General features: G+C 60.6%; 20 protein-coding genes, 1 pseudogene and 1 other annotated feature. Of the genes and pseudogenes, 8 read left to right on the top strand and 13 right to left on the bottom strand.

The genetic code is table 11. The features are described 5' to 3' along the window. Positions 1–177: 177 nt before the first annotated feature. Together ACJ8HH_RS09015 and ACJ8HH_RS09010 are read left to right on the top strand one after the other, a co-directional pair. The gene (locus ACJ8HH_RS09015) at positions 178–732 is read left to right on the top strand and encodes a D-lyxose/D-mannose family sugar isomerase (RefSeq protein ID WP_033648124.1); all 555 of its coding nucleotides are present in this window, start codon (positions 178–180) and stop codon (positions 730–732) included. Positions 733–802: 70 nt separating this feature from the next. Further along, entirely contained in the window at positions 803–1,804 is a 1,002-nt protein-coding gene (locus ACJ8HH_RS09010) for a LacI family DNA-binding transcriptional regulator (protein ID WP_039565832.1), read from the top strand. Positions 1,805–1,880: 76 nt separating this feature from the next. On the opposite strand, the gene ACJ8HH_RS09005 is transcribed toward ACJ8HH_RS09010, so the two are convergent. Continuing rightward, complete coding sequence (locus ACJ8HH_RS09005) at positions 1,881–2,771, bottom strand: DMT family transporter (RefSeq protein ID WP_442520226.1); 891 nt, start codon at positions 2,769–2,771, stop codon at positions 1,881–1,883. Between the two features lie 92 nt (positions 2,772–2,863). Here ACJ8HH_RS09005 and ACJ8HH_RS09000 point away from each other — a divergent pair, with 92 nt between their 5' ends. Beyond that, the gene (locus ACJ8HH_RS09000; RefSeq protein ID WP_060430368.1) at positions 2,864–3,730 is read left to right on the top strand and encodes a LysR substrate-binding domain-containing protein; all 867 of its coding nucleotides are present in this window, start codon (positions 2,864–2,866) and stop codon (positions 3,728–3,730) included. A 33-nt stretch (positions 3,731–3,763) separates the two neighbouring features. Here the strand turns inward: ACJ8HH_RS09000 and ACJ8HH_RS08995 are convergent, their stop codons facing one another. Continuing rightward, on the bottom strand, positions 3,764–4,705 hold the full coding sequence (locus tag ACJ8HH_RS08995; protein WP_039565837.1) for an amidohydrolase family protein: 942 nt from the start codon (positions 4,703–4,705) through the stop codon (positions 3,764–3,766). A 171-nt stretch (positions 4,706–4,876) separates the two neighbouring features. Further along, the gene (locus tag ACJ8HH_RS08990; protein ID WP_033634770.1) at positions 4,877–5,173 is read right to left on the bottom strand and encodes a YciI family protein; all 297 of its coding nucleotides are present in this window, start codon (positions 5,171–5,173) and stop codon (positions 4,877–4,879) included. A gap of 175 nt (positions 5,174–5,348) precedes the next feature. Between ACJ8HH_RS08990 and ACJ8HH_RS08985 the strand changes: the two genes are divergently transcribed. After that, complete coding sequence (locus ACJ8HH_RS08985; RefSeq protein ID WP_025303057.1) at positions 5,349–6,002, top strand: epoxyqueuosine reductase QueH; 654 nt, start codon at positions 5,349–5,351, stop codon at positions 6,000–6,002. Between the two features lie 236 nt (positions 6,003–6,238). Next, complete coding sequence (tonB, locus tag ACJ8HH_RS08980; protein ID WP_016927510.1) at positions 6,239–6,982, top strand: TonB system transport protein TonB; 744 nt, start codon at positions 6,239–6,241, stop codon at positions 6,980–6,982. A gap of 67 nt (positions 6,983–7,049) precedes the next feature. Here the strand turns inward: tonB and yciA are convergent, their stop codons facing one another. Beyond that, complete coding sequence (gene yciA / locus ACJ8HH_RS08975) at positions 7,050–7,478, bottom strand: acyl-CoA thioester hydrolase YciA (RefSeq protein WP_004932085.1); 429 nt, start codon at positions 7,476–7,478, stop codon at positions 7,050–7,052. A 76-nt stretch (positions 7,479–7,554) separates the two neighbouring features. After that, positions 7,555–8,094, bottom strand: coding sequence for a septation protein A (locus ACJ8HH_RS08970; RefSeq protein WP_197766216.1), 540 nt, complete (start codon positions 8,092–8,094; stop codon positions 7,555–7,557). A gap of 221 nt (positions 8,095–8,315) precedes the next feature. On the opposite strand from ACJ8HH_RS08970, the gene ACJ8HH_RS08965 reads away from it, so the two are divergent. Further along, entirely contained in the window at positions 8,316–10,019 is a 1,704-nt protein-coding gene (locus ACJ8HH_RS08965) for a SulP family inorganic anion transporter (protein WP_033634768.1), read from the top strand. Positions 10,020–10,071: 52 nt separating this feature from the next. On the opposite strand, the gene ACJ8HH_RS08960 is transcribed toward ACJ8HH_RS08965, so the two are convergent. Both ACJ8HH_RS08960 and ACJ8HH_RS08955 read right to left on the bottom strand, forming a co-directional pair. Beyond that, a complete protein-coding gene (locus tag ACJ8HH_RS08960) occupies positions 10,072–10,824 on the bottom strand; it encodes a YciC family protein (protein WP_033647584.1) in 753 nt (250 codons plus the stop codon). Positions 10,825–10,858: 34 nt separating this feature from the next. Further along, complete coding sequence (locus ACJ8HH_RS08955; RefSeq protein ID WP_033634766.1) at positions 10,859–11,299, bottom strand: YkgJ family cysteine cluster protein; 441 nt, start codon at positions 11,297–11,299, stop codon at positions 10,859–10,861. Between the two features lie 286 nt (positions 11,300–11,585). Between ACJ8HH_RS08955 and ompW the strand changes: the two genes are divergently transcribed. Then, the gene (ompW, locus tag ACJ8HH_RS08950) at positions 11,586–12,218 is read left to right on the top strand and encodes an outer membrane protein OmpW (protein ID WP_004932076.1); all 633 of its coding nucleotides are present in this window, start codon (positions 11,586–11,588) and stop codon (positions 12,216–12,218) included. 44 nt (positions 12,219–12,262) lie between these two features. Here ompW and ACJ8HH_RS08945 read toward each other — a convergent pair whose 3' ends face one another. The 6 genes and pseudogenes from ACJ8HH_RS08945 to ACJ8HH_RS08920 form a co-directional block, all read right to left on the bottom strand. After that, positions 12,263–12,577 (bottom strand): BON domain-containing protein, encoded by a 315-nt coding sequence (locus tag ACJ8HH_RS08945; RefSeq protein ID WP_025303053.1) that lies wholly within the window; start codon positions 12,575–12,577, stop codon positions 12,263–12,265. A gap of 217 nt (positions 12,578–12,794) precedes the next feature. Next, complete coding sequence (gene trpA, locus ACJ8HH_RS08940) at positions 12,795–13,601, bottom strand: tryptophan synthase subunit alpha (RefSeq protein WP_197766215.1); 807 nt, start codon at positions 13,599–13,601, stop codon at positions 12,795–12,797. Then, positions 13,601–14,791, bottom strand: coding sequence for a tryptophan synthase subunit beta (trpB, locus tag ACJ8HH_RS08935; RefSeq protein ID WP_033634762.1), 1,191 nt, complete (start codon positions 14,789–14,791; stop codon positions 13,601–13,603). Before trpB ends, trpA begins: the two co-directional genes overlap by 1 nt. Before the next feature lie 41 nt (positions 14,792–14,832). Continuing rightward, a complete protein-coding gene (trpCF, locus tag ACJ8HH_RS08930) occupies positions 14,833–16,194 on the bottom strand; it encodes a bifunctional indole-3-glycerol-phosphate synthase TrpC/phosphoribosylanthranilate isomerase TrpF (protein ID WP_080289017.1) in 1,362 nt (453 codons plus the stop codon). Between the two features lie 3 nt (positions 16,195–16,197). After that, a pseudogene (trpD, locus tag ACJ8HH_RS08925) lies at positions 16,198–17,794 on the bottom strand (bifunctional anthranilate synthase glutamate amidotransferase component TrpG/anthranilate phosphoribosyltransferase TrpD). After that, a complete protein-coding gene (locus tag ACJ8HH_RS08920; protein WP_164096774.1) occupies positions 17,794–19,356 on the bottom strand; it encodes an anthranilate synthase component 1 in 1,563 nt (520 codons plus the stop codon). Before ACJ8HH_RS08920 ends, trpD begins: the two are co-directional and overlap by 1 nt. A 24-nt stretch (positions 19,357–19,380) precedes the next feature. After that, positions 19,381–19,484 (bottom strand) — a sequence feature (Trp leader region). 252 nt (positions 19,485–19,736) lie between these two features. Here ACJ8HH_RS08920 and rnm point away from each other — a divergent pair. Next, entirely contained in the window at positions 19,737–20,618 is an 882-nt protein-coding gene (rnm, locus tag ACJ8HH_RS08915; RefSeq protein ID WP_033634757.1) for an RNase RNM, read from the top strand. The last annotated feature ends 28 nt before the right edge of the window (positions 20,619–20,646 follow it).

Raw genomic sequence — 20,646 nt, 5'->3', positions numbered from 1 at the left:
GATATTGGGCCAAAGCGAGGGGGTAAACTGTGATCGATGTTGGAATTACTCGACGAGAGTTAATTTTGCTGGTGGGTTGTTATTCAATATGGGGATAACGATCACAAAATCGGCGATGCAATGACGGTTTTAATATCAGCGTGTTGATATCGATACCGTTACTTTGCAGGGGAAATGATGAACAAACGACAAACCGCCATGGCCGCTACGCTGGAATATTTGCGCAAGGCGGACATTATTCTGACCGAAGAAGAACAGCAACGTATTGAAATTGCGACATTTGGCCTGGCCGACTATCCCGTGTCAGGGCTGCAACTGCTGACCTATGTCAACTCGCCTCGCTATTGTGCGAAAGAGTTGGTGCTGTTTCCAGAGCAGACTTGCCCGGAACATTTGCATCCTCCTTTCGCCGGCACGCCGGGCAAGCAAGAGACGTTTCGCTGCCGTTGGGGCGAGGTGTTTCTGTTTGTCGATGATGAAAACCTGACGCTTAATGACGCCGGCGGCGAACCGGTATGCCGGGTACCAGAGGGCGCGGAGCCTTGGTATACCTGCAATCGCTATATCCTCTTGCGGCCGGGCGAGCAATACACCATCGCGCCCAATACCCGGCACTGGTTTCAGGCTGGAAAGCGGGGGGCGGTGGTGTCCGAGTTCTCTTCCGAGAGCCGTGACGAGCTGGATATCTTTACCGATCCCCGGATTAACCGCCTGGCGGGCGTAAACCATTAGCGCCACGATGAAAGTTCTGTCATGATGTTGTTAATGGTACAAAATGATACTCAAAGCTAAGGAGCTGCATTTGGCAGTGGGTCGAGGACGGAAAGCGACGCTGGCTAGCGTGGCCGCACAGGCAAACGTCAGTAAAATCACCGCGTCGCGGGCATTTTCACAGCCGGACAAGGTTCATCCGGAAACGCTGCGCCGCATTCGGGAGACCGCTGCCGAGCTCGGCTATGTGGTCAATGCCGCGGCGCGTAACCTGCGGGCAAAAAGCAGCAGAACCATCGGTATCGTCAACCCTGATATGGCCAACCCGTTCTTTGGCGGTCTGACGCGGCTGATGACGCTTGAAGCGCAAAAAATGGGGTATGACACCCTGGTGTTCGACTCCTATGAGTCTCAGGAAAGCGAAGACAGAATCATCGACAAACTGATTGGCTACAACGTCGATGCGATCATTCTCTCGGTCATTTCCAACGATCATCTGTACCAGCCTTCCTACCTAAAACGGTTGGAAACCTTGAATATTCCGGTGGTGCTGATCGACCGGGAGCTGGATAATCGCCACTGCAGCGGGGTGTATATCGATAACCTGGACTGCGGCCTCCAGGCGGGGCGCTGGCTGCTGGAACAGAAGGCGCAGCGGGTGGTGGTGGTCTCCGGGCCGGAAAACTCCAACGTGGCGCGTGACAGGGTCACTGGCTTGCAAGCGGCATTACAAGGCAAGGTGGCGTCGCTTGAAGTGCTGTATGCCGATTTCTTTATGGATGTCGCCTGGCAAGAGACGAGCCGATGGCTGGCCAATAACCGCGCGCCGGACTTTTTCGTCGGCTGCAATAACCAGATCTCCCTGGGTATTATCAAGGCCTGCATTGAACACCGGCTGCCGTTGATGCAGGACGTGTCGCTGTTCAGCATCGATGAGGTTTCACATGCTGAGATCTACGGTTTTCATTTCCCCTGCGTGTCGCATGATTTGCAAGAGATCGCCTGGCAAGCGTTGAATCTGGCGATCCGGCGCATTGCTGACCCCGATATCAAGCCGGGCAAGGTGGTGGTGCGGGGAAAACTCATCGCGTAGCGGCGGCGCCGTTCGCTTTACCCGTCATTTTTCAGCGCGTTGCGCCGTTTACGGCTCATCCCCCCGGCGGGACGGATTAGCAACCACAAACCGCTTCCTGCGGCCGCCGCGCCCAGCAGCATCGGCCAGGCAAGGGGCTCATCGAACTTAACCATGCCCAGCAGAAAGTGACGAAGGGACTGAGAAACAGCAGGCTCGTCACGCGCAGCGCAGAGGTGAGCCTTAGACAAAACCAGTACAGCCCGTAGCCGCCCAGCGTCGCCAGCAGCGCGGTCCAAAGCACGCCGATCACAAAACCCGTCGTCATGGTTGGCAGCAACGGGCCTTCAGCGCCGGCCATCGCGGCGAAAGCCAGTGCTGAAACCGCGCTTTGTATCCCCAGCGCGGCCGGCAAACTCATTGCCTGCGTCTGCGGCAGCCTTTGCTGCCACAGCGTCGCCAGCGCCAGCGACAGCATCCCCGCCAGCGGCAACAAGTAGCTCCACATTGGGGCGTTTCCCCATGAGATGGCGCTGCCGGTCGCTAGCGTTACCCCGCTAACCCCCAATGTTAACCCGAACCAGACGCGGCCATCGGGCAGGCGACGTTGCACCAGCATGCTCAGCAGCGCCGTGCCGAGAGGGAGCAAATCGGCGATGAGCGCGGCCAGCCCGGCCGGCACGCCATATTCAATGCCTTTGCTGACGCCGGTCAGGTAACCGGTCATGGCGAGCAACCCGATCCCGGCGTGAACAGCTAGCGTCAGCGGAGATGCGCGCCTTATGGCGCTCAGGCTAAACGGCAGCAGCGCGAACGCGACCACCACGCAGCGCCAGAACGCCACCAGCAACACCGGCGCGTAATCGGCGGCGAAGCGGATGCCGACGAAACCGGAGCTCCAGGCCACGATCAGCAGAACCTCGGCCGCAGCCAGCCAGAGGGCGGCTTTGCCGCAGTGGGAAGAGGGGCGGAATTGTGGCAGGGACATGGTGGTCACCTCCTTTTCCGCCCGATGGTAGTGAGTGGCTATAATTTAATAAATCGAATAATTTTTGTTTAGTTGTTTAATGGAGTTAAATCATGCGGCCGACATTGGATATCGATCTCTTGCGCACTTTTCACGCCATTGCGCGTTTGGGGCAATTTCGCGCGGCGGCGGCATTTGTCAATCGCAGCCCGGCCGCCGTGAGCGTGCATATCCAGCGCCTGGAACAGCTGGCGGGCGGGCGCCTGCTGGAGCGTGACAATCAGTCCGTGGCGCTGACGCCGTTGGGAAACAGGCTGCTGGCCTCGACGCTCGTGCTGCTGAACGCCCATGACGATATTCTGCGGGAGCTGCAGGGCGCGCCGCTGAGCGGCCATATCAAATTGGGATTGCCCGATGAGTACGCTTCTCATGTGATACGCCATATTTTGCCGCGGTTTGCCGACAGTTTTCCCGCAGTGGAGCTGGAGGTCTCTACCGCCGCCAGCCAGGCGCTGGCGGAACAAATTGGCCGTAATCGGCTGCATCTTGCGCTGGTGGTTCAACCCTCGGGGAGACAGTGCCAGACACCGCTTGCGGTGACTGCGCCGGTGTGGGCCGGAGGCCGTTCGCTGGCGCTGCAGGCTAACCGGCCGTTGCCGCTGGCGTTGCATGCCGCCGACTGCCCTTATCGCGAAGCGATGCTCGAGGCGTTGACGGCCGCGGGGCGGCCATGGCGGGTCATTTTAAGCAGTCCCTCGGCCAGCGTGGTGGCCTCTTGCGTAGAGGCGGGGCTGGCCGTCACGTTGCTCGATCGGGCGCGGCTCTCTGGCGCGATGCGGATACTCGAAGAGTTGCCACCGGTCGCGCCGTATGAGGTGCAGCTGCTGCGCTCTTTCGCCGCCGACGGCGAGCCTGCGACGACGATGCTGGAGAAAGTCATCGGCGAGTATTTTCAGACCGGTGAACGCATCGCGCAGTAAGCGCGGCCCAACCTGGGAGGGCCGCCTCACATCCTATAGCCCAAACACCGCCGCCGCATTGCGATCCAAAATGGCATTCACGTCTGCCTCCGGCAATCCCGCACGGCGGATGTAGTCCACCGTGGTTTGAAACAGGTCGCCCGGCTGGAACGGGAAATCGGTGCCGAACAGCAGCCGCTCTGCGCCGAAGGTCGCCGCCGCCGCTTGCAATGCGGGCACCTGATCGTGGCCTACCGTGTCGTACCACATGCGCAGAGCGGCGCGGCTCGGCGGTTCCGGTGTATGCGGCGCTTCCCATGCGACGGTTTGGTCGAGACGCTCCAGCGTCATCGGCAGCAGGCCGCCCAGGTGCGGCACAATGATTTTCATCTCCGGAAAGCGTTGGGGGATGCCGTGGAGAATAAAGTGCATGGCGGCGACCGTATCTTCGATCGGCGCGCCAATCGACCAGGTCAAAGCGTAATCGGCGATCAGCGGCGAGTGTGCGCCGCGGCCGGCGGGATGAATGGCCAGCACGCTGTGGCGGCGATTGAGTTCCTGATAGAGCGGCTCGAACAGCGGGTTGGCAATAGACAGCCCGAGCACCGAGGTGGTGATGCAGGCGCCCAGCATATTGAGCTGGGTAAAGGCCCTTTCAAGCTCGAGCAACGCCGCGTCGATATGCGGCAGCGGCAAAGAAGCGATAGCCCGAAAGCGGGTGGGATAACGCGCTACCAGTTCCGCATATTCATCGTTGATCCGGCGCGCGGCATCAACGGCCGCCTGTTCGTCTTCCAGATGCGGCGACAGCGGCGTCGCCGACAGGATTTGCATGTCGATGCCGGCGCTGTCCAGCAGGGCGAAGCGCGCGTCGAGTTCGCGCTCGGTGCGGCCGGCGCCCAGTTGCCGATAGGCGGCGACGTCGTGCACGCCATGCGCTTGCAAAAGATCCAGATACTCTGTGCTCCACAGGTGAGCGTGTACGTCGAGTCGCATCGGTCTATCTCCCGGCTTCGCGGCGATGCCGCGGGTTCAGGAGAGTATAGGCGGGCGACACGACGCCTCCTGAAGGGAGAGCATTTTTTCTACCGACGGGTTAGGGTGAGAGCACGCATTGATCCGGGAACGGCGCGCGAACGGGCGTTCCCGGTATTGGGGGGCTGGAGATCAGAACACCTGCTTGAACGGTTTCACCGTCACGTCGGCATACACACCGGCGGCGATATAGGGATCCTGTTGCGCCCAGGCCTGGGCTTGCGCCAGCGACTCGAATTCGGCGATCACCGTCGAACCGGTAAAGCCGGCGGCGCCGGGATCGTTGCTGTCGATGGCCGGGTTAGGGCCGGCGACCACCAGGCGACCGGCGTCGCGCAGCGCCTGCAGGCGCGCCAGGTGTGCCGGACGCACCGCCAGACGATTTTCCAGCGAGTTGGGGACGTCTTGCGCGTAGATCAGATAAAGCATGTTTCACCTTTAAAATCATGGCTATAAAACGGTGCTACCAAGGTAGCGCAAAAGGCGCGGCAGGGGAACGGCGTAGGGCGAATTTCCCGGCGGATTGGCGCTTATGCCTTGAAGCCGCTACTTTTTATTCGTATAGTGCGGCGCGCTTAAACTGATATGCCATTGAGGTGAGGACATGACGGAACTGGTAAGGGAAAAACTCGATTTGCCGGCGGGCAAAAGCAAACTGCTGCTGCATTCGTGCTGCGCGCCCTGTTCCGGCGAGGTAATGGAAGCGATCCAGGCCTCCGGGATCGAGTACGCCATTTTCTTCTATAACCCCAATATTCATCCGCAAAAAGAGTATCTGCTGCGCAAGGAAGAGAACATCCGCTTCGCCGAGCAGCACGGGGTGCCGATCATCGATGCCGATTACGATACCGACAACTGGTTCGCCCGCGCCAAAGGGATGGAGAATGAGCCGGAGCGCGGTATCCGCTGCACCATGTGTTTCGACATGCGTTTCGAGCGCACGGCGCTGTATGCGCATGAGCACGGTTACGACACCATCTCCAGCTCGCTCGGCATTTCGCGCTGGAAGAACATGCAGCAGATCACCGACTGCGGCATTCGCGCGGCGGAAAAGTATCCTGACCTGGTGTACTGGGATTACAACTGGCGCAAGAAGGGCGGTTCGTCGCGCATGATAGAGATCAGCAAGCGTGAACGCTTCTATCAGCAGGAATACTGCGGCTGCGTCTATTCGCTGCGCGACACCAACCTGCACCGCAAGGCGCAAGGGCGGCCGTTGATCAAGCTGGGCGTGCTTTACTATGGCGATGAAGAATAACGCTTAATCACCGCAATCAACCCGCTACGGCGGGTTTTTTACTTTTTGACGCCAGGCGAAACGTTAATGAAGCGTGGTGTTCCGGCGATAAAAAAGCAACGGCCAGGTTAATATCCTTATGAGTTTGCTGGTTTTAGCCGCGCATACTGACGATTAAAGCGATAGTTTGCCTTTCGTTATTGAATATGATTGCTATTTGCATTTAAACTTGGCGAACCAGAGGAAACAGAATCATTATGCCGCTAAAAAAGATGTTCCTTAATCGCCGTATATCCGTGCCTTTCGTCTTGTCCGTAGGCCTGCACAGCGCCCTGGTGGCGGGATTGCTTTACGCTTCGGTAAAAGAAGTGGTGGAGCTGCCGAAGCCAGAGGACGCGCCGATCAGCGTCATGATGGTCAACACCGCCGCGATGGCCGAACCGCCACCGCCGGCGCCGGCCGAGCCGGAGCCGCCGCAGGTCGAACCTGAGCCGGAGCCAGAACCGGAGCCTATCGTGGAGCCGCCGCCGAAGGCGATCGTGAAGCCGGAGCCGGTCAAGCCGAAACCGAAGCCTAAGCCGAAGCCGAAGGTCGAAAAACAGGTCAAACCGGAGCCGAAGAAAGTCGAGCCGCGCGAGCCGTCGCCGTTCAACAACGATTCGCCGGCCAAGCCGATCGATAAAGCGCCGGTGAAACAGGCGCCTGCTGCGCCGGTGCAGGGCAACTCGCGCGAGGTCGGGCCAAGGCCGATCAGCCGCGCCAATCCGCTCTATCCGCCGCGGGCCCAGGCTTTGCAGATCGAAGGCAACGTGCGGGTACAGTTCGATATCGACAGCGACGGGCGCGTGAGCAACGTGCGCATCTTGTCGGCCGAGCCGCGCAACATGTTTGAGCGTGAAGTGAAGCAGGCGATGCGCAAGTGGCGCTATGAAGCCAAAGAAGCGAAAGATCGCACCGTCACTATCCGCTTCAAGCTGAACGGCACGACTGAATTGAACTGAGTTCGGTCAACACAAAAAGAAAGGGTCGCCTCGGCGACCCTTTTTGCATTTGCGGTGTAGCGTCAGTTTATTCTTCGAAGCCGACGCGGAAATTCATTTTGCCCTCAGGCAGCGCGCGCGAGTTGCCTTCCGCATCGACCGCCACATAGGTGAACACCGCTTCGGTCGCCCTGTAGCGCTGGCCGATCGGGGCGGAGGAGACTTTCTTGACCCACACTTCGATATTGATGGTGATCGAGCTGCGCCCGGTACGGATGCAGTGCGCATAGCAGCAAACCACGTCGCCTACCGCCACCGGTTTCAGGAAGGTCATGCCGTCCACGCGCACGGTCACCACGCGCCCTTCGGCGATCTCTTTTGCCTGGATGGCGCCGCCGATATCCATTTGCGACATCAGCCAGCCGCCGAAGATATCACCGTTGGCATTGGTATCGGCCGGCATCGCCAGCGTGCGCAGCACCAGCTCGCCGCTGGGTAAAGGTCGTTGTTGTGTCATAGCAGTCTGCTTTTAAAGGGAGGGAATAACATCATACTGCCCGCGGCAAGCGCCGCAGGCATTAACAATTTTGTAACTATTTTTTCTGTTCTTCCGGCATGTGCCGGTAAATATAGATACCGCTGAGGAGGGTGAAGACCAGCGTCAGCACCGTCAGGCCAAAGACTTTGAAATTGACCCAGACGCTTTGCGGCAGCCAGAAGGCGACATAGATGTTCGCCAGGCCGCAGGCCAGGAAGAAGACCGCCCAGGCCAGGTTGAGGTTGCTCCACACTTTGTCCGGCAGCGTCAGCTCTTTGCCCAGCATGCGCTGAACCAGCGGTTTTTTGAGCACCCATTGGCTGATCAGCAGCGCCAGCGCGAACAGCGCGTAAATCACCGTGACCTTCCATTTGATGAACAAATCGTTGTGGAACACCAGCGTCAGGGTGCCGAACACCAGCACCATCAGGAAGGTGATCAGCGTCATCTTCTCGACCTTGCGGTATTTAACCCAGGTGAACACCAGCGCCAGTGCGGTAGCGACGATCAACGAGCCGGAAGCGACGTAAATATCGTACAGCTTGTAAAAAGCGAAAAAGACAATTAACGGGAGGAAATCAAGAAACTGCTTCATAAATCAATCCATCATCTGTTCATCGGCCGACTATACCGGATTCGGCGAGCTCTGTGTACCGCCGGGCGCTGCCGATTATCGGCGTTTGGCCGGCGGATTTCTGCCGCGAAAGCAGGAATTTGCATAAACTTACGTGAGAAAGCGCGGGCGCATTGCCAGCGCGCGCCACAGGCCGCATAGTAAGTAGCATAATAACCAGATAATTTACCGCGGAAAACAGCATGCAGTGGAAATCTCTCCAGGCCCTGACGCCTGGTTTGACGCATTTATTGGGCTATCAACGCAGTTGGCTCAAGCCGGATATTCGCGCCGGCCTTTCCGTCGCCGCCGTCGCCTTGCCGGTGGCCATCGCTTATGCCGAGCTGGCCGGGGTCAGCCCGGTGGTGGGGCTCTATTCCTGTATTTTGCCGATGGTGGCCTATGCGCTGTTCGGATCGTCACGCCAGCTGATCGTCGGGCCCGACGCCGCCACCTGTGCGGTGATCGCCGCGGTGGTGACGCCGCTGGCGGCGGGCAATATGGAGCGCCATTGGCAACTGACCATCATGATGACCGCCATGATGGGCGGCTGGTGCCTGCTGGCCAGCCGGTTCAAGCTGGGGGCGCTGGCGGATCTGCTGTCGCGGCCGATCCTCAGCGGGTTGCTGAACGGGGTGGCGATCACCATTATGGTCGATCAGATCGGCAAGGTGTTGGGGTTCACGGTGCGCCCGGCGCAGCTGATCGAGCGCATCTACGCGCTGCCCGGCAACCTGCTGCACAGCGACTGGCTGACAATGGCGGTGTCGTTATTGACGCTGGTGACGCTGCTCGGATTTAAAAAATGGCGGCCTAACTGGCCGGCACCGCTGTTCGCCATCGTGCTGGCGGCGTTCGTGACCTGGGCGGGCGGCCTGCAACAGCATGGCGTGGTGACGGTGGGCGGTTTCAGCGGCGTGTTGCCGATCGTCCAGTGGCCGGATTTTCAGCCCGGTTTACTGCGCGACATGGTGATCCCGGCGCTTAACCTGGCGGTGGTGAGCTTTGTCAGCATGATGCTCACCGCCCGCAGCTTTGCCGCCAAAAACGGTTATGAAGTGAACGCCGACGCCGAGTTTCGCGCGCTGGGGCTGGTGAATATCGTCTCTGCGCTGTCGCAAGGTTTCGCCATCAGCGGCGCAGACTCGCGCACCGCGGTGAATGACGCCAACGGCGGCAAGAGCCAGCTGGTGTCGATCATCGCCGCCGCGGTAATCGCCTTCGTCTTGCTGTTCCTGATGTCGCCGCTGCAGTTTATTCCGGTGGCGGGATTGGGGGTGGTGCTGATGTATGCGGCCTGGTCACTGCTGGACATCCGCGGCATCTGGATCTTGCGCCGTCGCAACGCGCAGGCGTTCCGCCTGGCGCTGTTTACCTTCCTCAGCGTGCTGCTGGTGGGGGTGATCAGCGGCATCGGGCTGGCGGTGTTACTGGGATTGATGCAGTTTCTGCGCACCGTCTTCCGGCCGACGGAACAGCTGCTGGGCGTCAACGACGAAGGCATGATCCATTCCATGGGCAACAACAATGGGGTGAAGGCGGTGCCCGGCGTCATGATGTATCGTTTCAATTCGCCGCTGACCTATTTCAACGTGGCGTACTTCAAACGCCGCATTCTCAATTTGGTCGACGGCACGCCGTTCCAGCCGCGTTGGGTGGTGGTGGACGCGGTGGCCAGTTTTACCCATGCCGACATCAGCGTGTTGGCGGCCATCGACGAACTGAAACGCGATCTGTTACAGCGTAACGTTAGGCTGGTGCTGGCGGGGCGTCGCACCGAACTGACGCGTTGGTTCCGCATCAACCGCTTAGGGCGCGACAAAGAGCTGATTTTGGTGCCGGATCTGTATCTGGCGCTGAAGCTGATTCAGAGTAAGGAGCAGGCGGAAGCCGCCGTGATGGGGTAAACAAAAAAGGGGCGCGCCGAAGCGTGCCCCTTGATTTTCGCTGACGCCGGCGTTAGCCGCGCAGCAGCATATACAGGCGGAACAGGTAGATCAGAAGCAGGGCAGACACCAGGTTGCTCAACGCGGTCAACACCACGCTGGCGACGTTCGGCGTCAGCACCGACAGATGGCTCACCAAAAACAGCACCAGCAGTTTGGCCGCCAGCCACAGCATCATCGCCGGCACGATCACGCGCGCATTGGCGAAGGCCAGTTTGCTGCTCAGCTTGAGCGAAGCGAACACGCCTTTCTTGTCGACCGAGGCGATCACCGGCGCCAGTGCGAAGGCGATCGCCATCAGCACGCCCGGCACCACAAACAGCGTCAGGCCAAGCTGGATCAGCAGGGTGCAGATAAACAGCAGCAGCAGCAGGCGCGGCAAGTCGGGCGCCGAGGCGCCGAGCGCGCGCAGGGCACTGGTGCGTTGCCCTTGCGACACCAGACGAATCAGCGTCAACATCCCGCCGACCAGCAGCACGTTGCCGACCAGCGCGGAGAAGGTGGCGGCCGCCGACACTTTCAGCAACACCATCTGCTGTTCCGGCGTCATCTGCTGGATCACTTCCTGAATGCCCATACCGGTAGACGAAGCGAAATCGCTGGTGGTGGCAGCGAGCGTCGCCAACTGTTCGGCATCGGGGCTGAAGGCCTGATTCAGCAGCACGGAGATAAACGCCGTCAACAAAGCCAGCATCAGGATGCTGGCCAGTTGGTTGCGTAAAAAGTTAAAACTGTCACGGTACAAAGCGTTGGCCGTGATAGACATGCAGACTCCTTGGCGTCGGGAAAACAGAGATAAATCAGTGGGTGATTGTACCCTGTTCCACGCCGCTGTGGCACCCCGCGAATTGCACTACGCCTATTTCTTCAACGATCGTCGTCTCAGGCAGCGACAGCGGCAGGGGCACCGGCAAGGGCGGCAGGCCGTAGCGTTCCCGTGCGCGATCGCAGGCTTCGTTGCGCAGGCCGTTTTCACCGGACTGATCGAACTCTCTGCACGGGCTGGGCCGATTGAGGTAGATCGAGCAGGACACGGCTTTGCCGATCTCGCCGTCCAGCGCGTTGCAGCGGGGGGACTTGCTGTTGGTCCCCTGCATGCAGCGCAGGAACGGGGTCAAAGGCTCCGTCAGGGAAAGAGGGACGGTGCCGCCGCCGTCTTCGGCTTCGGCCCAATAGAATGACACTCGAAAATAACCGCAGCATGCGCCGCAGCTGACACAGGGATTAAGGATTTCGCTCATCTTGATTGCCCGCCGACTCCTCACGGCACCAACCAAAACCAACACGGAAAATGAAATTACCTCAGCCGCAATTTTCTCCGCAACCGAAATTTGAACATGTAGATAATTTGCAACAAAATCGATTTTTTGATGCAGATCAATCCTTGATTTATTAGGCGGTTAGGTAACCTTGTTTTTAGTAGGATTTTAAATTTTTACACATAAGATGTGATCTCGATGGGATCACAAATACCCGAAAGTAGGTATATTCCCTCCCGAGTGATTAACCACACAAATGGAATGGATAATGAAAAAGACAACTCTGATGGTATTGGCGACGATGATGGCGCCTATGTTGGCAAGTGCGCATCAGGCCGGTGATTTCCTGTTCCGCGCGGGAACCGCGACGGTGCGTCCAAATGCGGGTTCGGACAACGTGCTGGGGTTGGGTTCGCTGGATGCGAAAAACAACACCCAGCTCGGTCTGACCTTCGGTTACATGGTGACGGACAACATCGGCGTTGAGTTGTTGGCCGCAACGCCATTCCGCCACAAGGTGACGCTGGGCGGCACCGATCTGGCGACCGTTCACCAGTTGCCGCCTACGCTGATGGCGCAATACTACTTCGGCGATAAGCAGGACAAACTGCGGCCTTACCTGGGCGTCGGCGTTAACTACACCACCTTCTTCGACGAGAAGTTCAACGACTACGGCAAAAGCGCCGGGTTGAGCAATCTCGATCTGAAAGACTCCTGGGGTGTGGCGGCGCAGGCCGGCCTGGATTACAACCTGGATGAGCACTGGATGCTGAACATGTCGGTGTGGTGGATGAATATCGAAACCAAAACTCGCTTCAACGATGCGAATGGCGGGCACCACAGCTTCGATACGCGTTTGGATCCGTGGGTGTTCATGTTCGGGGCGGGGTACCGCTTCTGATGAAGGCTCCAAGCAGGGAGGCGTTGCGCCTCCCTGTGTCGGTATTATTTAATCTGCATTACGTTTTCAACCGATTTCACGCCGGCCACGCCGCGTGTGACCTGCACCGCACGGTTGGCGTCATCGCTGGACGTCACGAAGCCGCTCAGCTGCACGCGTCCCTTAAAGGTTTCCACGCTGATTTCGCGTGACTTGATGTTTTTATCCGCCAGCAGTGCCGATTTCACTTTGGTGGTGACCACCGTGTCATCGATATAACCGCCCGTTCCCTCTGATTTTGCCGTCGGCGCGCAAGCGCTCACCGCGACCGCCACAACGGCTGCCATGCACAAGGCCGAAAGGGTTTTAAACAGCTTCATAAATTACTCTCCATGCAATGTTATGGTTGAAATTCGCTACGGTTTTTCGCCGCAGCGGGCGCATTCCCCAAATCAAACGAAGAAATGCATAGCGAACAAAGTTCATTGTGAGACAAGACCTGGGTTTGTTCAAATTTTTGCTGTAAATAAATGGAACAAACTTTGAGGGGAAACAAGCTGTTAAAGCGAGCGCCGGCAGGGCGCTCGCTGAAGAGGATCACGCCCGGGTGGCGCGCTTCATATTGCTGACGAAGGCCGCCAGCCTGGTCAGCATCTCCGCCGGGTTGGCATGGTGCTGTTCGATGATTTTGACGATTGCCGAGCCGGAGATCGCGCCGGCGGCCCCGGCCTGCAGCGCGGCCTTCACCTGCTCGGGTTCGGAGATGCCGAAGCCTTGCAGCGGCGGCGCGGCGTGGTACTCGCGCAGCTTGTTCACCAGGTGATGCAACGGCAGCTGCGCCCGGCTTTCGGTGCCGGTGACGCCTGCACGCGACAGCAGATAGGTGTAGCCGCGGCCGTGCGACGCTATTTCCCGCAGCAGATCGTCATCGGCGTTCGGCGGGCAGATGAAGATCGGCGCGATGCCGTGGCGCGCGGCGGCGGCGCGGAACGGCGCAGACTCTTCAAACGGCACGTCGGCGACCAGCACCGAGTCCACGCCCACTTCGGCGCAGCGTTGATAAAACGCATCGATGCCTTTATGGAACACCAGGTTGGCGTACATCAGCAGGCCGATGGGAATGGTCGGGTGCTTCTGGCGGATGGCCGCCAGCATCTCGAAGCACTGGGTCGGCGTGACGCCGGCGGCGAAGGCGCGCAGCGTCGCGCTCTGGATGGTGGGGCCATCCGCCAGCGGATCGGAGAAGGGGATGCCCAGCTCCAGCGCGTCCGCGCCGGCTTCGATTAGGGTGTCGATAATCTGCAGCGACAGCGCCGGATTAGGATCGCCCAGCGTCACGAACGGGACGAAGGCGCCTTCCTTGCTGCTTTCCATACGCGTGAACAGTTGCTGATAACGTTCCATCAGATTTCTCCCCGTGCTTTCAAAATGTCGTGAACGGTAAATATGTCTTTGTCGCCGCGGCCGGACAGGTTGACCACCAGGATCTGCTCTTTCTGCGGCGTTTCACGGATCATTTTCAGCGCGTGAGCCAGGGCGTGCGAGGATTCCAGCGCCGGGATGATGCCTTCATGGCGCGACAGCGCCTTGAACGCTTCCAGCGCTTCGTCGTCGGTGATCGACACGTATTCGGCGCGGCCGGTGCTGTTCAGGTAGGCGTGCTGCGGCCCGACGGACGGGAAGTCCAGCCCGGCGGAAATCGAATAGGATTCTTCAATCTGGCCTTCGGCGGTCTGCATCATCGGCGCTTTCATGCCGAAGTAGATGCCGACGTGGCCGTGCTTCAGCGGCGCGCCGTGCTGGCCGGTTTCGATGCCCAGGCCGGCAGGTTCCACGCCGATCAGCCCAACGTCGGCGTCATCGATAAAATCGGCGAACATGCCGATGGCGTTGGAGCCGCCGCCGACGCAGGCGATGACCGCATCCGGCAGGCGGCCTTCGCGCTCCAGCACCTGCGCTTTGGTTTCTTCGCCGATCATGCGCTGGAATTCACGCACGATGGTAGGGTACGGATGCGGGCCGGCGGCGGTGCCGAGCATATAGTGGGCGGTTTCATAGCTGCCGGACCAGTCGCGCAGCGCTTCGTTGCAGGCGTCTTTCAGGGTGGCGGAGCCGCTGTGCACCGGGATCACCTCCGCGCCCATCAGCCGCATGCGGAACACGTTAGGCGACTGGCGCTCGACGTCTTTGGCGCCCATATAGATGCGGCATTTCAGGCCGAGCAGCGCGCAGGCCAGCGCCGACGCGACGCCGTGTTGGCCGGCGCCGGTTTCCGCGATGATCTCGGTTTTGCCCATGCGCTTGGCCAGCAACGCCTGGCCCAGCACCTGGTTGGTCTTGTGCGCGCCGCCGTGCAGCAGGTCTTCACGCTTCAGGTACAGCTTGGTGTTGCTGCCGGCGGTGAGGTTTTTACACAGCGTCAGCGCCGTCGGGCGGCCCGCGTAGTTCTTCAGCAGATCGATAAATTCCGCCTGGAATGCAGGATCGCGCTGGGCGCTGACAAAGGCTTCTTCCAGTTGTTTCAGGGCCGGCATCAGAATTTGCGGCACGTATTGGCCACCAAATTCGCCGAAGTAGGGGTTAAGCAGCGTCATGAGAGTTCCCGTTATTATCCGTTATTAATGTTGAGCCGTATTCAGTAGGCGCGCAGGGTCTGGAAGACCGAGGCCAGGCGCGCGGGATCTTTGATGCCCGGTTCGCTTTCCACGCCGGAGTTGAAGTCCAGCCCGGCGCAGCCGAGCTTGGCAGCCTCGACGCAGTTGTCGGCGCGCAGGCCGCCCGCCAGCATCACGTTAGTCAGATCTTCGCCTTGTAACACCGACCAGTCGAAGCGTTGGCCGGTGCCGCCGGCGCCGTTGTCGAGCAGATAGCGATCGACATGCTGCAGATCGCGCGCCGGCACCCGATCTTTCACGCTCAGTGCTTTCCAGATGCGGCAATCGGCCGGCAAGCGGGCGCGCAGGGCGTTGATATAGGCCTGGTCTTCTGCGCCGTGCAATTGCACCGCGTGCAGACCGAGGCGCTCAACGGTCAACGCCACGGTATCGACCTGGGCGTCGCAGAACACGCCGACGTACTTCAGCGGCGCGCCGGAGATCACTTCGCGAGCGCGGGTGATGTCCACATAGCGCGGCGAGCGGCCGACGAAAATCAGCCCGCCGTAGATGGCGCCGGCCTGATAGGCGGCGGCGGCGTCCTGCGGACGGGTCAGGCCGCACACTTTGTTTTCGCCCAGGATCACGCGGCGCACGGCGGCGCGCAGATCGGGTTCCGACATCAGCGCGCTGCCGATCAGGAAACCGTTGGCGTAATGGCTCAGCTCGCGGATCTGCCCGTAGTTGTTGATGCCCGATTCGCTGATCACCGTCACGCCGTGCGGCACGCGCGGCGCCAGCTGACGGGTGCGGTTCAGATCGATGCTCAGATCGCGCAGATCGCGGTTGTTGATGCCGACCACGCGCGCTTCCAGCGCGATCGCGCGCTGCAGCTCTTCTTCGCTGATCACTTCGGTCAGCACGCCCATGTTCAGGCTGTGGGCCACCGCCGCCAGCTGGCGGTACTGCTCGTCGGTCAACACCGACAGCATCAGCAGGATGGCGTCGGCCTGATAGTAGCGCGCCAGGTAAATCTGATAAGGATCGATGATAAAGTCTTTGCACAACACCGGCTGGCTGACGGTTTTACTGACCAGCGGCAGGAAATCGAAGCTGCCCTGGAAGTATTTCTCGTCGGTCAGCACCGAGATCGCCGAGGCGAAATCTTTATACACCGTGGCGATCTCTACCGGATCAAAGTTCTCGCGAATCAGCCCCTTGGAAGGCGAGGCCTTCTTGCATTCGAGAATGAAAGCCGTCCGGGTGCCCTGCAGCGCGTGATAGAAGCTGCGTTCGCTCGGTACGATGTCGTTCTGAAAGCCGGCCAGGGGCTGTTGCTGTTGTCGCGCCGCGATCCATTGCGCTTTGTCGCGGACAATCTTGTGTAGCACGGTTTCCTGCATCATTTATCCTCTTGCCGCCAGTGCGATGACACGCTCATAGGCCTGCCCGCTGTTGATCATATCCAGTGCCTGCCGCGCATTTTGGCGCAGGTCTTCATGTCCGAATAACTTCAGAAGCAACGCGACGTTGGCCGCGACCGCCGCGGCGTGCGCCGGCTCGCCTTTACCTTGTAACAGCCGCGCCAAAATGTCACGGTTTTCTTCCGGCGTGCCGCCCAGCAGGGCTTCCAGCGGATAGGTTTCCAATCCGAAGGACTGCGGCGTGAGCTGGTAGCTGCTGATTTCGCCGTTGTTCAATTCCGCCACGTGCGTCGGGGCGTGGATCGCCACCTCGTCCATGCCGCCGCCGTGAACCACCGCCGCACGCTGATAGCCCAGCACGCGCAGGGTTTCGGCGATCGGCAGCACCAGTTCCGGGCTGTAAACGCCGATCAGCGCCAGCGGCGGACGCGCCGGGTTGATCAGCGGGCCCAGCACGTTGAACAGCGTGCGGGTTTTCAGCTGCTGGCGTACCGGCATGGCGTGACGAAAACCGGTGTGATACTGCGGCGCGAACAGGAAACACACGCCGAGATCGTCCAGCGCCTTGCGCGCTTCTTCCGCCGGCAGATCCAGGCGGATGCCGAACGCCGCCAGCAGATCCGAAGAGCCGGAGCGGCTGGAGACGCTGCGGTTGCCGTGTTTGGCGATCTTCGCGCCGCACGCCGCCGCCACGAAGGCGCTGGCGGTGGAAATATTGATGCTGTTGGTGCCGTCGCCGCCGGTGCCGACGATATCGGCGAACGGGTAGTCAGGGCGCGGGAACGGCTGAGCGTCGTCCAGCAGCGCTTTGGCGGCGCCGGCGATCTCTTCCGGGCGCTCGCCGCGGACTTTCATGCTGATCAACGCCGCCGCCAGTTGGCTCGGCTCCAATTCGCCGCGCACGATGGCGCTGAACAGCTGTTGGCTTTCCTGCTGGCTCATCGACTCGGCGCGGTACAGTTTCTCAAGAATAGGTTGCATCGTCGTGTTCCTTATATTACTTCGCCAGCGCCCAGGCCAGGGTCTGCTCAAGCAGGCGCGCGCCGTGGGTGGTCAGAATCGATTCCGGGTGGAACTGGAAGCCGCACACGCGGCGATGATCGTCGCGCACCGCCATCACCATCTCGCCGAACCGGGCGTTGACGGTGAGATCGGCCGGGATATTGCTGCCGACCAGCGAGTGGTAGCGCGCTACCGGCAGCGGGTTGGCCATGCCGGCGAACATACCTTCGCCATCGTGAACGATCGCCGAGGCCTTGCCGTGCAGGATCTCGCCCGCCTGGCCGACCTGGCCGCCGTAGGCTTCGACGATCGCCTGGTGGCCGAGGCAGATGCCGATGATCGGTAGCCGGCCGCGCAGGCGCTGCAGCAGTTCCGGCATGCAGCCCGCTTCGGACGGGGTGCCGGGGCCGGGCGACAGCATCAGCACCGGCTGGGTCATGTGCTCCAGGCGTTCGATGATCACCTCGGCGGCGATCTGGTTACGGTAAATCACTACCTGGTGGCCGCTGGCGCGCAGCTGATCGACCAGGTTGTAGGTAAAGGAATCGACGTTGTCGAGCAACAGGATATCGGCCATCAGAACACCTCCTTGGCATGGTGCGCAGTGGCGATGGCACGCAGCACGGCACGGGCTTTGTTGCGGGTCTCGTCGGCTTCCGCCTGCGGGACGGAATCCAGCACCACGCCGGCGCCGGCCTGCACGGTGGCGATGCCGTCTTCAACGTAGGCGGAACGAATGACGATGCAGGTATCCAGATCGCCGGTGGCGGTGAAGTAGCCTACCGCGCCGCCGTAGCTGCCGCGGCGCGTGCCTTCGGAGGCGGCGATCAGCTGCATTGCCCGCACCTTCGGCGCGCCGCTCAGGGTGCCCATGTTCATGCAGGCCTGGTAGGCGTGCAGCACGTCGAGATCGGCGCGCAGGGTGCCCACTACCCGGGAAACCAGGTGCATGACGAACGAATAGCGGTCCACCTTGGTCAGGTCGGCGACGTAGCGGCTGCCGGCCTGGCAGATGCGCGCCAGATCGTTGCGCGCCAGATCGACCAGCATCAGGTGCTCGGCCAGCTCTTTGTGGTCGGTGCGCATTTCCAGCTCGATGCGGCTGTCGAGATCCAGATCCAGCGAACCGTCCTTACTCCGGCCGCGCGGGCGAGTGCCAGCGATCGGGTAGATTTCGATTTGCCGATTGCTCGCGTCGTATTTCAGCGCGCTCTCCGGCGAAGCGCCGAACAGGGTGAAGTCATCATCCTGCATGAAGAACATGTACGGGCTGGGGTTGTTGTCTTTCAAGGTCTGGTAGGCTGCCAGCGGCGCCGGGCACGGCAGGGAGAAGCGGCGCGACGGCACCACCTGGAAAATCTCGCCCTGGCGGATCGCTTCCTGCAGCCCGCTGACCACCGCGCCGTACTCTTCGTCGCTCTGGTTACAGCTCAGCTGCATGTTCTCCAGCGTTTGGTGCGGGATCGGCTGCGGGGTTTGTTGCAATTCGGCCTGCAGCTGTTCCAGGCGTTGCTGCAAACGCTGCGCTTCACTCGCCTGCTCATTGAAGACGCTGGCCTGCAGACGGGCCGTACCGCGTTGGTGATCCAGCACCAGCAGGGTTTCCGCCAGATAGAAGCAGAAGTCTGGGCAGCGTTGATCCTGGCGCAGCCCCGGCAGGTCTTCGAAACCGGCGACCAAATCGTAGGCGAACAGGCCGCCCAGCATCACGGCTTCGCGCTCGTCCGCCGGAGAGTCCACCAGGGTCAGCAGCGTGCGCAGCGCGTCGAACACCGACAGTGAACGCAGGCGGGCGTCTTCGTCTTGCACCGCGTCGATCGCCGGGAAGGTCAGTTCGCGGCCGTTGGGGCGCGCCTGATTGCGCACCTCGGGCGGCAGCGCTTCGTCCAGCAGCGGCAGCAGCGCCGCGCCGTTGGCGGTCAGCGCCTGCACGCTGACGGTGTGGCCCAGTGCGGTAATGCGCAGCGCGCTGTCGATCACCAGCAGGCTCTGCAAATTCTGTTTGCTGTTGATTTCCGCCGATTCCAGCAGCAGGGTGGCCGGACGGGCGCCGCACAGCTGGTGGAAAATGGTGGTGGGGTCGCCCCGGTAGCTGGCTTGCGCCTTCAGCAATGTCAGTTGTGGTTTGGTGTTCATCATCGGTGGTTCCAGTGAATTCTGTCCATAAAAAAGCCCGCATCAGGTGCGGGCTCAGGAAATCTGCATTGTCAGATGACAGCTATGCGCGATTACACCGCCCGCAAGAGGGAGGTACGCCACCAACCGTGAAGAGAAATGTAGTTGTTCATTTGCTGACTCTCTCTGTTAACGCTCATCCGACACGGCCGTTGCCGTGAACTTGTGTACTAGTTAACTGGTTCGAGAGGGTAAAGTCAACCCTCTTTTTGCACAATGTTTTAGCGGTCAGCGTGAATTCTATTCATCATCCGCCTGGCGTCCGCGGCCGGGGCAGAATAGATTTCCGTCCGGCCGTCGATCGCGGGTATGATAGAAAACCAAGCCATTGCCGGATAGCCGTTTTGACAGACAGTAACCCCCCATCCACCGCCTTTACTCTGTACGACCTCCACAGCCACACAACCGCCTCCGATGGCTACCTGACGCCGACGCAGCTGGTGCAGCGGGCGGTCGAGATGCGCGTGGGCGTGCTGGCGATCACCGATCACGACACCACCGCAGGCCTGGCCGAGGCCGCCGCCGCCATTGCGGAGCAGGCGTTACCACTGCGGCTGGTCAACGGGGTGGAAATCTCGACGCTGTGGGAAAATCATGAGATCCATATCGTTGGATTGGGCATGGACGTCGCGCACCCGGCGCTGGTGGCGCTGTTGGCGGAACAAACCGAACGGCGCAATCGGCGTGCGCAGGAGATCGGCGTGCGTCTGGGTAAGGCGCGCATTCCCGACGCCTATGCCGGCGCCCAGCGGCTGGCGGGTGCCGGCGCGGTGACCCGCGGCCATTTCGCCCGTTATCTGGTGGAGATTGGCGTGGCGGACAACATGGCGCAGGTGTTCAAGAAATACCTGGCCAAGGGCAAAACCGGCTACGTGCCGCCGCAGTGGTGTACAATAGAACAAGCCATTGATGCGATTCATCAATCGGGCGGCCAGGCGGTGATGGCGCATCCCGGCCGTTACGATCTGACCGCGAAGTGGTTGAAACGTTTGCTGGCGCATTTCGCCGAACACGGCGGCGACGCCATGGAAGTGGCGCAGTGTCAGCAGGCGCCGCATGAGCGCTCGCAATTGGCGAAATACGCCCAGGACTACCGCCTGTTGGCCTCGCAAGGCTCTGATTTTCATCAGCCTTGTTCGTGGATCGAACTGGGCCGCAAACTGTGGCTGCCGGGTGGCGTCGAGCCGGTGTGGCGCGATTGGCCGCAACCTGGCGAGGCGGTCTGATTTTACGCGCGTGGCAACGCGCGCGGGC

Source organism: Serratia sp. CY32780 (assembly GCF_052169135.1).
GTDB lineage: Bacteria > Pseudomonadota > Gammaproteobacteria > Enterobacterales > Enterobacteriaceae > Serratia > Serratia sarumanii.
This window is presented reverse-complemented; position numbering and strand designations above follow the sequence as displayed.

Excerpts from the sequence above, each read along its gene's own strand:
- ACJ8HH_RS08965 (WP_033634768.1), top strand. The coding sequence starts at position 8,316 with ATGCAGTGGAAATCTCTCCAGGCCCTGACGCCTGGTTTGACGCATTTA.
- tonB (WP_016927510.1), top strand. The coding sequence starts at position 6,239 with ATGCCGCTAAAAAAGATGTTCCTTAATCGCCGTATATCCGTGCCTTTC.
- ACJ8HH_RS08995 (WP_039565837.1), bottom strand. The coding sequence starts at position 4,705 with ATGCGACTCGACGTACACGCTCACCTGTGGAGCACAGAGTATCTGGAT.
- ACJ8HH_RS08945 (WP_025303053.1), bottom strand. The coding sequence starts at position 12,577 with ATGAAGCTGTTTAAAACCCTTTCGGCCTTGTGCATGGCAGCCGTTGTG.
- trpB (WP_033634762.1), bottom strand. The coding sequence starts at position 14,791 with ATGACGCTGCTTAACCCCTACTTCGGCGAATTTGGTGGCCAATACGTG.
- ACJ8HH_RS08990 (WP_033634770.1), bottom strand. The coding sequence starts at position 5,173 with ATGCTTTATCTGATCTACGCGCAAGACGTCCCCAACTCGCTGGAAAAT.
- ompW (WP_004932076.1), top strand. The coding sequence starts at position 11,586 with ATGAAAAAGACAACTCTGATGGTATTGGCGACGATGATGGCGCCTATG.
- trpCF (WP_080289017.1), bottom strand. The coding sequence starts at position 16,194 with ATGCAGGAAACCGTGCTACACAAGATTGTCCGCGACAAAGCGCAATGG.
- ACJ8HH_RS08955 (WP_033634766.1), bottom strand. The coding sequence starts at position 11,299 with ATGAGCGAAATCCTTAATCCCTGTGTCAGCTGCGGCGCATGCTGCGGT.
- ACJ8HH_RS08960 (WP_033647584.1), bottom strand. The coding sequence starts at position 10,824 with ATGTCTATCACGGCCAACGCTTTGTACCGTGACAGTTTTAACTTTTTA.
- yciA (WP_004932085.1), bottom strand. The coding sequence starts at position 7,478 with ATGACACAACAACGACCTTTACCCAGCGGCGAGCTGGTGCTGCGCACG.
- ACJ8HH_RS08985 (WP_025303057.1), top strand. The coding sequence starts at position 5,349 with ATGACGGAACTGGTAAGGGAAAAACTCGATTTGCCGGCGGGCAAAAGC.
- ACJ8HH_RS09005 (WP_442520226.1), bottom strand. The coding sequence starts at position 2,771 with ATGTCCCTGCCACAATTCCGCCCCTCTTCCCACTGCGGCAAAGCCGCC.
- ACJ8HH_RS08970 (WP_197766216.1), bottom strand. The coding sequence starts at position 8,094 with ATGAAGCAGTTTCTTGATTTCCTCCCGTTAATTGTCTTTTTCGCTTTT.
- trpA (WP_197766215.1), bottom strand. The coding sequence starts at position 13,601 with ATGGAACGTTATCAGCAACTGTTCACGCGTATGGAAAGCAGCAAGGAA.
- ACJ8HH_RS09000 (WP_060430368.1), top strand. The coding sequence starts at position 2,864 with ATGCGGCCGACATTGGATATCGATCTCTTGCGCACTTTTCACGCCATT.
- ACJ8HH_RS09015 (WP_033648124.1), top strand. The coding sequence starts at position 178 with ATGAACAAACGACAAACCGCCATGGCCGCTACGCTGGAATATTTGCGC.
- ACJ8HH_RS08920 (WP_164096774.1), bottom strand. The coding sequence starts at position 19,356 with ATGATGAACACCAAACCACAACTGACATTGCTGAAGGCGCAAGCCAGC.